13 protein-coding genes and 2 tRNA genes are annotated in these 11,717 nt (G+C 53.6%); 8 read left to right on the top strand and 7 right to left on the bottom strand.

Annotated features, from left to right (window positions below):
* The first annotated feature begins 87 nt into the window (after positions 1-87).
* From PT279_RS00325 to PT279_RS00315, 3 genes are all read left to right on the top strand, one after another.
* Entirely contained in the window at positions 88-1,437 is a 1,350-nt protein-coding gene (locus tag PT279_RS00325) for a hemolysin family protein (RefSeq protein WP_277164363.1), read from the top strand.
* A 248-nt stretch (positions 1,438-1,685) separates the two neighbouring features.
* Positions 1,686-2,753, top strand: coding sequence for a Fic family protein (locus PT279_RS00320; RefSeq protein WP_277164361.1), 1,068 nt, complete (start codon positions 1,686-1,688; stop codon positions 2,751-2,753).
* Between the two features lie 276 nt (positions 2,754-3,029).
* Positions 3,030-3,527, top strand: coding sequence for a DNA starvation/stationary phase protection protein (locus tag PT279_RS00315; RefSeq protein WP_277164359.1), 498 nt, complete (start codon positions 3,030-3,032; stop codon positions 3,525-3,527).
* A 197-nt stretch (positions 3,528-3,724) separates the two neighbouring features.
* On the opposite strand, the gene PT279_RS00310 is transcribed toward PT279_RS00315, so the two are convergent.
* Together PT279_RS00310 and PT279_RS00305 are read right to left on the bottom strand one after the other, a co-directional pair.
* A complete protein-coding gene (locus PT279_RS00310) occupies positions 3,725-4,552 on the bottom strand; it encodes an SDR family oxidoreductase (RefSeq protein ID WP_277164357.1) in 828 nt (275 codons plus the stop codon).
* A gap of 173 nt (positions 4,553-4,725) precedes the next feature.
* Entirely contained in the window at positions 4,726-5,322 is a 597-nt protein-coding gene (locus PT279_RS00305) for a SprT family zinc-dependent metalloprotease (RefSeq protein WP_277165172.1), read from the bottom strand.
* A 137-nt stretch (positions 5,323-5,459) separates the two neighbouring features.
* On the opposite strand from PT279_RS00305, the gene PT279_RS00300 reads away from it, so the two are divergent.
* From PT279_RS00300 to PT279_RS00290, 3 genes are all read left to right on the top strand, one after another.
* Positions 5,460-5,533: transfer RNA gene (locus PT279_RS00300), tRNA-Ile, on the top strand.
* A 57-nt stretch (positions 5,534-5,590) separates the two neighbouring features.
* A tRNA-Ala gene (locus PT279_RS00295) sits at positions 5,591-5,663 on the top strand.
* 192 nt (positions 5,664-5,855) lie between these two features.
* On the top strand, positions 5,856-7,082 hold the full coding sequence (locus PT279_RS00290; protein WP_277164355.1) for a site-specific integrase: 1,227 nt from the start codon (positions 5,856-5,858) through the stop codon (positions 7,080-7,082).
* Positions 7,083-7,639: 557 nt separating this feature from the next.
* On the opposite strand, the gene PT279_RS00285 is transcribed toward PT279_RS00290, so the two are convergent.
* The 4 genes from PT279_RS00285 to PT279_RS00270 form a co-directional block, all read right to left on the bottom strand.
* A complete protein-coding gene (locus PT279_RS00285; RefSeq protein ID WP_277164353.1) occupies positions 7,640-8,029 on the bottom strand; it encodes a hypothetical protein in 390 nt (129 codons plus the stop codon).
* Positions 8,022-8,411 carry a hypothetical protein gene (locus tag PT279_RS00280; RefSeq protein ID WP_277164351.1) on the bottom strand — a complete coding sequence of 130 codons (390 nt, stop codon included), beginning with the start codon at positions 8,409-8,411 and terminating at the stop codon, positions 8,022-8,024. The genes PT279_RS00285 and PT279_RS00280 overlap by 8 nt, the downstream gene beginning before the upstream one ends.
* Positions 8,408-8,734 (bottom strand): helix-turn-helix domain-containing protein, encoded by a 327-nt coding sequence (locus PT279_RS00275; RefSeq protein WP_277164349.1) that lies wholly within the window; start codon positions 8,732-8,734, stop codon positions 8,408-8,410. Before PT279_RS00275 ends, PT279_RS00280 begins: the two co-directional genes overlap by 4 nt.
* Before the next feature lie 115 nt (positions 8,735-8,849).
* A complete protein-coding gene (locus tag PT279_RS00270; RefSeq protein ID WP_277164347.1) occupies positions 8,850-9,398 on the bottom strand; it encodes a hypothetical protein in 549 nt (182 codons plus the stop codon).
* Between the two features lie 362 nt (positions 9,399-9,760).
* Here PT279_RS00270 and PT279_RS00265 point away from each other — a divergent pair, with 362 nt between their 5' ends.
* Positions 9,761-10,231, top strand: a complete 471-nt coding sequence (locus PT279_RS00265; RefSeq protein ID WP_277164345.1) for a hypothetical protein — start codon at positions 9,761-9,763, stop codon at positions 10,229-10,231.
* Between the two features lie 50 nt (positions 10,232-10,281).
* Here the strand turns inward: PT279_RS00265 and PT279_RS00260 are convergent, their stop codons facing one another.
* The gene (locus tag PT279_RS00260; protein ID WP_277164343.1) at positions 10,282-11,295 is read right to left on the bottom strand and encodes a class I SAM-dependent methyltransferase; all 1,014 of its coding nucleotides are present in this window, start codon (positions 11,293-11,295) and stop codon (positions 10,282-10,284) included.
* Between the two features lie 120 nt (positions 11,296-11,415).
* Between PT279_RS00260 and PT279_RS00255 the strand changes: the two genes are divergently transcribed.
* Entirely contained in the window at positions 11,416-11,694 is a 279-nt protein-coding gene (locus PT279_RS00255) for a ferrous iron transport protein A (RefSeq protein ID WP_348519356.1), read from the top strand.
* Positions 11,695-11,717: the final 23 nt, after the last annotated feature.

Here is an 11,717-nt window from a genome sequence, read left to right as displayed (position 1 = left end):
CGTCCCAGGCGCTTTACTTTGAGCGTAATGCGGCACCCGGCCACACAAGAACGCAGCAATGCCCCGCCGGTCTTCTAGACTGGGAGCATGTCTTTGGCCTTGGATATCGTCTTCGTTTTCGTCTTCCTAATCATCGGTGGCGTCTTTTCGTGCACCGAGCTCGCTCTGGTGAGCCTGCGCGGTTCGCAGCTCGACGAGATGGAGCAGGAGGACGCTCGCGGGCAGAAAGTCGCTCGCATTGCACGAGACCCGAACACCTTCCTTTCGACCGTGCAAATCGGCGTGACGCTTTCGGGCTTCTTCTCGGCGTCATTCGGCGAATCCGCCATCGCGCCCTGGGTCGAGCCGGTTGTGGAGAGTTGGGGAATTCCGCACCATATCGCCTCGCCTGGCACTACTATCGTGCTGACTTTGATTATCTCGTTCTGCGACATCGTCATCGCCGAAATGGTGCCGAAGCGCATCGCCATGCAGCGCACCGAGCAAATCGCGCGCGCCGCGGTGCCTGCTGTCGATATTTTCGCCAAAATCTGCCGGCCGATCATCTGGCTCATCGGCAAAAGCACCAACGGCATTGTGCGGCTTCTGGGCTTCGACCCGAGCCAGACCGAAACCGAGGTCAGCGACAAAGAATTGCGCGTGCTGGTCAATTCCAACACCAACCTCAGCAAAGACGAGCGCACGATTTTGGATGACGTGTTCGACGCCTCGGAAACCATTGTGGCAGAAGTGATGAGGCCACGCGCTGACGTGGTTTTCTTGGAAGGTTCGCAACCGATTGAGGAGGCCGCGAAATATGTACGCGAAATGCCGTATTCCCGCTATCCCGTCACCGGCAAGGACTTTGACGACGTCATCGGCTTCGTGCACGTGCGCGATCTGCTCGACGTGCGCGACCCGAATGCGAAAACCGTGGCCGATGTGATGCGCGAAGGCATTTCGCTGCCTGGCACCTCGAAGATTCTGCCAAGTTTGGCTTTGTTGCGCAAACGCGGGATTCACTTGGCTGTGGTCATTGATGAATACGGCGGGACTGACGGCATCGTCACGTTGGAAGACATGACCGAAGAGCTGGTCGGTGATATCCGCGACGAATACGATTTGCCGGAAGACGGCAATGGCAGCAAAGCAAACGGTATCGGCGACGACCGCAACAGCGAAACCGCATTCGTCGATGGCATGGTCACGGTCGACGGCGGCATGACCATCGAGGACTTCGACGACCTCACCGACATCGAGCTGGAAGATGGCCCCTACGAGACGGTCGCCGGCTACTTCCTCGCCCACACCGGCCGTATGGGCGAAGTTGGCGAAACTCTCCACTCCGACGACGGCTACGACATGGTGGTTACCAAGGTCGACGGCCGCCGTATCGAAACCATTGAAGTCCGCAAGAGTGGGCTTGATGATGCAGACTCAGTCGAAGAGAGCAAGTAGCAAATTACCGTTACCATACCAATCGCACAACGACAGTATTTATCGGCCCAAAAACGGCGATCCATTCGCCCTATAAATAAGCCACAGACGGCCCCTCAGCGGTCTTTTATGACGAAACCAGAAGCAGCAGCCTGCGCATCTGCTATAGCTCATTATCTTTTTCTACCTCATTCAATATTTTTCTGCATCAGATTGGTATAATATGATGCAGAAAAGTTATTGATGATGCAGAAAATGGTGCAGATAAGATGCATACTTTCGACTATGAGAAATCCGGGCACGAGCTGCTGACTCCGCAGACCGTGAATCTGCTCAATGCGGTTCATGAGGCCAAAGGTCGCCAAAACACTCAGTTGCAGGTCAGTCCCGAACTCGCGGAACCACTCGTCAATATTGCCCGCATCCAAAGCACTGACGCTTCAAATCGCATCGAAGGAATCTCGACCACCAACAAGCGTTTAGCGGGTATTGTCAGCGAGAAAGTGTCCCCACGGAACCGTGACGAGGAAGAAATCGCCGGTTATCGAGACGTACTCAAAACCATCCATGAAGACTATGCGTATATACCGTTGAAACCGAACGTCATCCTGCAACTGCACCGCGATCTCTTCAAGCACACGCCGCTCGCCTTCGCCGGTCATTGGAAAGACGCCGATAATATGATTGTCGAATCGGACGGAACCGGGCACGCGAAGCTTAGATTCACACCACCATCGGCGCTTCAAACATCAGAACTGATGGCAGCGGCTTGCGACAATTACAACAAAACCAACGAGACCGGTGATATTGATTCATTGTTGCTGACCTGCATGTTCGTTTTCGATTTCACTTGCATCCATCCGTTCAACGACGGTAATGGCCGTATGAGCCGTCTGCTGACGCTACTCCTGCTTTACCGTTCCGGCTACGAAATCGGAAAATATATCAGCATCGAGCACCTTATCGAGCAAGGCAGAGCCACCTATTACGAGGCCTTGGCCGCGAGCACCGTCGGCTGGGACGGAAACACCTATGATTACGCGCCATTCGTCAACTATCTGCTCGGCATCATTCTGGCGGCATACCGTGAGTTCGACGGACGAGCCGCAATCGTAAGTGCGCCCGCTTCGTCGCATCATTCAACAACCAAAAAGCAACGCATCGCCGACGTCCTGAGCCAAAGCCTGAGGCCACTCTCCAAAGCTGATATCCAACAGACACTTCCTGACATCAGCACCTCGACCATCGAGCGCACACTGAAAGCCCTGCTCGACGCTGACCAAATCCAAAAGCTCGGAGCAGGCCGATCCACCAGATACGTCAGCCTGCATCGCTGATAAACGCCACCCAGCGCAAACGAAAACCGCTAAACGCAACGCAAATCTCGACGTTCGACGATATTTTGTCAGACAAAATTGCAGATGACGTGGCGAACCTTTCAATACACGCAAACTTTGGGTTCGATAACCGGCGGTAACCCTACTTCAACACCCCGAAAACCGCTACATTTCAAGGGTTTTAACAGGATTGGGCTAAAGACGAACCCCTGAGACGCACACCACAATTCACTAGAATAGTAATTAGCAATATTCGCCAAAGGAAGGAAAATTACTATGGCAAATGAATTTTTGAGCCCCGGCATTGATCAGGCTGCATCCGATAAGGTCGTCTCGATCTTGCAGAACCGTCTGGCGCAGGAGGAAGAGGCCTCGCTGATCCTGAAGCACGCTCACTGGAACGTCGCTGGCCCGAGCTTCATCGGCGTACACGAAATGATCGACCCCGAGGTCGACGCCGTGCGCAACATGGCCGACGAGACCGCAGAGCGCATCGCCACCCTCGGCGGCAGCGCTGAAGGCACCCCGGAGTCCATCATCAGCAACCGCACCTGGAGCGAATTCAAGCTCATGGGCCGCCAGAACACCCAGGATTACCTGAAGGCTCTGGTCGACTACTACAGCGACTTCATCATCGCCGAGCGTAAGGCCTACGAGGAGCTCGATCCGATTGACGTCATCAGCTCCAACATCATGCAGGACCATGTGCAGGAACTCGAGCACTTCAACTGGTTCATGAACAGCCACCTGATCGAAGAGCAGGCTCACGCCTGAGCTTCGGGGCTGCTTGGTTTGGGGCGAATCAATTCGTGAGTTCGCCTGAAACCACAAACCATCAATTAATGCCTTGCCATTCACTCTCATCCTGAATGGCAAGGCATTTTGCATTGTATAGCGCAACAAACATTGTGCCTTCACCCACTTAATCTGGATGAAGGCACAATACGGTATCTGCGAGTTTTCGGGAAAACTCAGCTTTCGCGATAGACCCGCTGGGCCGAGGCCTCCGCACGCGGGCGAACCACAAGCGAATCGATGTTGATATCGTCGGGAAGATCAAGCGCCCACTCGATGCACTCGGCGATGTCGTCGGCGTTTAGGGGGTTTGGCACACCTTTATACACGGCTTCCGCCTTGGCCTTGTCGCCGTGGAAACGGTTGAGGGAGAACTCTTCGGTATGCACCATGCCAGGAGAAACGTCAATGACGCGTAGCGGTTCGCCGACCTCTTCGTAACGAAGCGTCTGGGCAAACACCCGTTCAGCGGACTTCACCCCGCAGTATCCGGCGCCGTTTTCATAAGCTTCGATGCCTGCCGTCGAAGAAACGACAACAACCGTTCCGCCGCCAGTCGCCCTCTTCAAGGCCGGCAGCAATTTCTGGGTGATACGCAACGTACCGAGCACATTGACGTCATACATCTTGCGCCAATTCTCGACATTGCAGTCCTCAATCCGGTCTTTTCCGATTGCGCCACCCGCACAGTTGACCAGCGCCTTTACGGGCCCACCGCGCAAAATCCTCGTTACCGCGGCCTGCGTAGAGGCCTCGTTGGTCAAATCGCACACCACGTATTCGCAGGCGTCGCCAAGCTGGTCGGAAAGCTCGATGAGCTTGTTCTTCCGTCGGGCAAGCGCCACGACCTTCCAGCCGACCGACGCCAGCTGCAGCGCCGTCGCACGCCCGATTCCGCTGGATGCGCCCGTAACCACCACTCGTTTGGATGTGACGGTGTTGCCGAGACGAATCTCCGACTTTCCTTCGTTTTCCGCCGTGTTGCCGGCCCGCGTTCCCACCATCGAGAACCTCCTCGCTGCTCTTTCGAGCGCATTTCCATCGCGTCGCCCGCGTTGGCGATGCGGCAATAATTCATTACTAACGCTACCCCAAATTACGTCGCTTATCCCTCAGCAAGACATGCAAAAATGCACAGATACTACGAAAATTTTTCCCCATTATCCCCGAGATTCCGTCACCACACCAATTCGCGGTTGAGATCTCGCCGTAGCGTGCGCCAATTCGGCAGATACATGTCCATACGCCGCTGGAACTCGGCACCGTGGCCGCTGGCCCACAGATGCGTCATTTCATGGACCAATACATATTCCAGAAATCGCGGCTCCATCAGCCCGAGCTGCAGGTTGAGGCGGATGCGGCCGGTCGCGGGCGTGCAGGAGCCCCAGCGCGAGGTCATCAGCCGCAGGGTGATATGCGTCGGTTTGCGCCCGATAACCAGCTCCCAGCGTTCCAACAAGGCCGGTAGCTGCACATTGATGCCGGCTTGCGCTGATTGTTTGCGTTCATCCGTCCACTCAAATGAAGGAGAAACGGCCTTCTCAGCCATCGCTTTCCGCTGCCGTTCGATCCAGTCCTGGCGTTCCCTGACGAACGCCGCAATTTTCGCATCACTCATTCTTGCCGGTGCGCTCACTTCGATTTTGCCGGTCAGCGGCTTGACGCGCAGGTACATATTACGCATGGTTTTGCGGGTCACGTTGACTTCCAGATCATCAACCCGCAGCACAGTGCACGAAACGGTCCTGGCTTTCTGATGACGGCGATAAGGCATACCCGCATTGTCTCGCATGCGATTGACGGAAATTCCCCATATCTTCAACAAACGTTCACGACACGCAAGCCTGTCGGGTTGACTCTGAGCCCTCAGCTGGTAAACTAACTCTTTGTACGTCTCAAAGCGTGCTGATTGGGCCCGTAGCTCAGCTGGTTAGAGCGCATCCCTGATAAGGATGAGGTCGGAGGTTCAAGTCCTCCCGGGCCCACGCAAGATTCTCAAGTCCAAATCCCAAAGGTTTCAGCTTAAGAATTGTTGTGTTTCTGGGGCTATGGCGCAGCTGGTAGCGCATCTGCTTTGCAAGCAGAGGGTCGCCGGTTCGAACCCGGCTAGCTCCACTCCAGAATCCGCAGAATATCAACGTTCTGCGGGTTTTTCTGTTTTTAATATCTCGGCAACTTTGACCAGCATTTGACACATTTACACAGGTCAAGAGATGCACAAGAGATGCAAAGAATCTTGACCATGACACACCGGGGGTGGTTGTTATGGCTAAAAAATCTAAAAGAAGTTTTGGGAAAATACAACAGATGAGGTCGGGACGTTTTCAAGCGTCCTACGCCGACCATGCCGGACACAGACGGACGGCACCGGACACGTTCACCACAAGAGCGGCCGCAGACGAATGGCTTGCCGAGATACGCAGACGCCTGAACAGCAACGAACGAATAGACTTGGACAAAGCAGCCGAGACGTTCGAGGAATACTCAATCTCGTGGCTGCTGGACAAACGCGAGACGATAAGGCCCAAGACGGCACAGATTTACGCGGGCTTGATTGACGAGCATCTGCTACCGTTCCTCGGGGCCTTCGCCTTGAAGGACATCACCCCGAGCGTGGTCAAGGAATGGCGGCGTTGGCTGCTTGGACGGTTCAAGGCACGCAGCGAGTCGGGCGACGTGCCCCGAAGTGACACGACGGGTAAGACACGAACGGCGCAAGCCTACCGCCTGCTTCATGGCATCATGGCGACAGCTGTTCGAGACCAGATAATCACGGCGAACCCTTGCACGATAAAAGGCGCTGGCACGAGCGAGGCAGTGGAACGCAAACCCGCCACGATCGGGCAGATTGAGACGATAGCGGACAATATGCCGGAACGCTATAGGGCGCTTATCCATGTGGCGGCGTGGTCGGGGCTTCGTTTCAGCGAGTTGGCGGGACTGACAAGGGCCGACGTAGCGCTGACGATACTTGACGACGGTTCGAGGGGCTACCGGCTCAACGTCAACAAGCAGACCTACCGGCTTAACGGCAAGCTCTACGAGAAGGAACCGACCAAGACGAAAGCGGGTCGCCGCGTGGTGTTTCTGCCTCCACACCTCACGGAACTGTTGACCAAGCATCTTCGCACGTTCACGGGGCCAAAGAACGATGATTACGTATTTCCCACGCGCAACGGCACACCTATGAGCAACAACGTGGTCGGCAAGCTCTTCAGAGTCGCGCGAAAGGCCGCGAACCGTCCAGACCTTCGTTTTCACGACCTTCGGCACACTTGCGCGACAATGGCGGCACAGACCGGGGCCACGACGAAAGAACTCATGTCGCTTATGGGCCATAGCAGTTCACGGGCCGCGCTGATTTACCAGCACGCCACTGAGGAACGTGAACGACAGATAGCCGCGAATATGTCGAAACTGGCACAAGAGCAAATGAGCCGAGAAACGGTGCGGCAGAGCCTTACCGTCATTCATGGCGGCAAGTCCTACACCAATACGGGGCGCTACGATTTGAAAACAAGAATGGCGGCATGAACGTCACAGGCAAGAACCCGAAACCGTCACTAAAGCGTGGCATTCACCGTAATCGACATTGAAGGCATTGAAAATGACCGGAATGGTGCTATTGCGTTGGCTTACTAACCGATGCAATAGCACCCGTGCAATAAAACGAGGAAAGAAAAGCAGATAACAGAATAATCCATTCGAATAGATTCTTTTCGATTTTATATCGAATTTCAAGACCAGATTTTTTAATTTTTTTATTAAGTTCGAGAGAAACCAAAACTTGGCGCGGGGTGATTTGACCCCTTCGGCTTTTAAAAAACGAGGCCGGTAGTACAAATGTTGAGTTATCCACAATCGTCAGGCGTGGGCGAAGCTCCAAATTTACTGTAATAAGTTGTTATAGTCCAGTGTAATCAGTTGTAGTTAGTTGTTATCTCCTATATGTACGCAACTAATAGTTGTGTTTGGCGCAACTTAAAGTTGTGTCCGGCACAACTAATAGTTACGCGCAGCACAACTATTGGTTGCGTCTGGCATAACTATTAGTTGCGTCCCATGCTGCATCTGTTGCCGAGTTATCCACATTATGGGCCGAGCAGACTACGGCCCACGGTATCGTTCCAGAGTTCATCAACCCTCAATGTGTATTCTCGTGTGTTTCCAGATTCAGACGGGCGGACGAACTCAATCGCCCCACATTCTTCAAGCGCATTGCAATCATCACGAAGTTGCACCTTGAAACTGTTGTCACTCGAATTGGGGTACACTCGCTTGTGAACGGTATCCAGCTTGACTCGAAACCGGTTGGGAGTGAGGTTCTTTCGTCTGGCTGTTTCACGTTCGTGGTCTTTGGTCGGTGCATCTACAGCCGTTTTAGCCATGAATAGCAACAGAACGATCTTGCTGCCGTTTGCCCTCAGAGGCTCGATATATTCCCTGAGGGCAAACACTTTATCTTCAAGTCGCTTACCCATTGGTCTCTTGACCAATCGCTATAGGTTCGGCCGGTTCCCAGTCAAACAGTCCGTTAATCTCCCAGTGAAGCCGTTTGTAGAACTTCTTGGGATTACGGCGCAACAGCACTTTCACGCTGGTATGGTTAGCCGGTTTAACTCGGATACAGTCGATTGCCTGAATCCGTGCGAGGGCATTGCGTAGCAGCACGATGGTCTGGGCGTTGTCGTCGCCAATCCAGAACCACGGCAATCCGACACGCTGAGCCATTGGCCCGTAGGCTATGACCTTGTATCCGCTGTGGTGCTTGCACTGTTCAGCGCAGTATTCGTATATCCGCCTTACTACGTAATCCTTGAGCTTGCCGGTCTCACGATCTATCAGTTTGTTGCCACGCTTCATCGTGCGCCCGCTTTCCGCAGAGCCTCAACCGCTGAACGTCGTGGTTTGCGTGAATGACTACGGTTTGGCCTGGGCTTACGGACATCAATAGTTTCGTCCAGATAGATACGTTGCGAGTCGATGAAGTGCTGAATGTCAGCAAGGGCATACATGTTGCGCGGTCGGCCGACTTTGCCAGTGCTGGGCACTTGGACTACGGCTATGGCACCCTTGCGCGAAAGACGCTCTAGGGTTGCCTCGGATATACCGAGCATGTCGGCTGCCTCGGGCTTCGAGGCGAGAAGACGGCCTACTTGCTTGCGGTTTGTATGTTCCTTTGACACGATTTGTTACCCCTCGTGTTTGGGGCCGAGTTGTCCGAACTGAAATTACTTGCTATCTCCCGTGGGCATGACACTAAGCGTCTACAGGATAGTTCGGATACTTTCGTACCCCCAGTTAAGCCACTTTGGGGCAGAACTGAGGGGCACGAGGCGCAAGGATAAACGCCACGATCAGTAGAACAACAGTCGGTGAAATGTCGGGTGGTGGATTGATTAAAACCGCCCTCGCAGTATTCCCGCTTTGCTTTATACGAAGTATCAACAACAACGTTACGAAAAGCAAATAAGAGTAGACATTGAACGTCTTAAACACACCGTCAACAGACCCACCACGCTTCACGCAGATAAATACCGAAAGCAACGAATCTAGAAGACCGGCTAAACGCTCATCTAAGGAATACGCCTCATCATGCCGCCCATTATTTTCTTCCCATATAAAGCGCTCGACAGGCTTGCATTTGACGTTAACGCTTTCTGCGTTTAAGTTCAGTGCTTCGGCTAAATCATGAATCAGCTCCAACACTTCGCCAATACGGCCATTGCCGCGAGCTTTAGCCACCACAGTTTCAACATGTTTCATGAGTGCTGGCTGCATTGCCATAAAAATTCGAGTAGCACCGTCTAATCCACTTTGCTCAACGCTTCTTCGCTCGACACGAGTCATCCCGTTTACCCTAAAGTATTCGTTACAAATTGGACAATCAGTTACACGTTTCCATTCGCACGTATCTAAGTCGTGCCCCTTGTAAAATTCGTGTGGCTCTGACGCAACATGCATGTTGTCTTCTGCGTCTTGCCCAATTTCCATGTTCTATAGACTACCGTATTTTCGGACTATTCACGACACGTTTCTTGCATCTCTTCTATCGAGTTTTTCAGTCAAGAGATGCACAAGAGATGCAAAGCGCGGAGCCGACAAAGCAAAACCGTTGTAAAATAGGGGATTGCGGGTTAAAGTTGCTAGACTTTGCAAGCAGAGGGTCGCCGGTTCGAACCCGGCTAGCTCCACTTCAGTCAGCAGTATTCGTGAATAGCAAAGAAGTTATTATGTACAACTGGGACAAAGTTACAACTACCGGAACTTTCACATTGCCGGCGCTTAATACGCTTGCCGGTAGGACACAACGGGAATGCATAGAAAAATTAATTAAAGGCGGAGTTACAACGGGCTGGCCCATTTGGCCACAACAGCAAAATATTTCAACATATAACGTTAAATTTACTACGCCTCAATCAATCAAACCGGAAGAGATTGGGTTCTTCACTGAGCGGAATCCCAATTCATACGATTATTCCATCGCGGATTACACCTACTTCATAGAATACGACGTGCACAATAAATGGCCGCGCAATATCAATAATATTGGTCAAAAACGCTATATTTTTTCTAAAGAATATAACGAAAATGACAATAACACCCCACGTTATTTTCGCGGCTTATACGCAATCGTCGGTGTATCTCAAGACGGCAGAGTAACGATCTGGAAGCGGCAATAAGACCTCCTGCATTGAATCGTTCTCTTTTCGGCGAATGATTCTTCAGCTGTTCAGTCCTTGGGCTTGCGGGCGACCAACGAGAAGGTGAGGGGAACGCGCGGGTAACCTTGCGGCATGTGCCACGACTGCGTTGCCTCGTCCAACACCAGCATCGGCAGTGATTGCCAATCCGATTCGTCGTATTCGCCGAGCTGCTCGAGCACAAGCCCTGCGTCCAGCAACACCTGCGTCATCTCGCTGAAATCGTGGGCCCAGTTGTGATTACGTGTATGGATGATATGCGGCTTCCGGGCCGCAGAAGTCGCTTTCGACAGCTCAACGGGAGCAGCGGAATCAGGCAATTCCGCAGAGCCGGCGGCATCGGCCACATCCATGCCAACTGCCGCACCGGCGTCATCAGCCGCCTCCGCACCGACTTCCAAATGATACGTTTGGTCGGTGTCGTAAGAGTCCTCGGTGCCAGGGAAATAATCGTTGCCCAGCGTCAGCCCGGAGTCGTCGAGCGCGAAATGCAGCGGGTGGTCGTCACGAATCATGAATACCCCGCCCGGAGCCAGCAAATCGGCGATGGATTGCGCCCACCCATCCAGTTTCGGCAGCCACGTCACGGTGCCGACACTAGTGACGATCACGTCGAATCGCTTGCCCGGCAACGCCTCCGCGGCCTTACACGCATCTCCCTCGACATACGTGATGTGCTGACCGGCCCGCGCGGCGATATCGCGGGCGTGCCGCAGCGAGACAGGCGAAAAGTCGAGCCCGTACACGTCTTTGGCGCCGAGCCGCGCCCAGCAAAGGGTGTCCGTGCCGATGTGACATTGCAGGTGCAGCAGCCGCTGGCCCGTCAACGAGCCGTTCGGCAGGAACGGTTCCAGCACGCGCCAATCGCGTCTGACCACCGGCGTCAAGGTCTGCGAGTCGGCAATCAGCGCGTCGATGTCGCCATAGGCGCCGTTGAAATGCACCTCCGCACGGTCGTCCCAGTTCGCGCGGTTGTCTTCGATGTCGGAATCGTTGGCCGCGCTTGCCGCGTTCGCCGCATTGTTATCGGTCTGTTCAGTCATAAGATTTGATCTTCTCGTCGTCGTTAACGTTTTTATTTATTATCAGCACGACTATGGTATCAAAAGCGAGACAAATCGCTTTCATGTATTTGTGAAAAATGCTTTACTCGCAGCAGTGGGATGCGCTATTGTCCAAGTATGGTCGAATCGTTACGAACCTGCCCGCTTGGCGTGGACGTGGAGATATGCAGGATGGATTTCGATGCCCGCAATCGCTTCAGATTGAGCGAGCTCGGGTTTCGCTTGCATGAACCGATTCGCGTGATCCAGAAAGCGATGTTCGGCGGGTGCGTGGTGGCGCACGGCGGCGAACGCATCGCCATCGATGGCGCCACAGCCCGGCACATTTTCGTTTCCCCTCGAACCCAGACACAGAAACCTATCGCAAATATCGGTTAGCTGGCAACTGGCAACAAATAGCG

This window comes from Bifidobacterium sp. ESL0784 (assembly GCF_029433295.1).
Taxonomy (GTDB): Bacteria; Actinomycetota; Actinomycetes; order Actinomycetales; family Bifidobacteriaceae; genus Bifidobacterium.
Note: the sequence above shows the minus strand (reverse complement) of the source record. Positions and strands in the feature narration are given on the sequence as shown.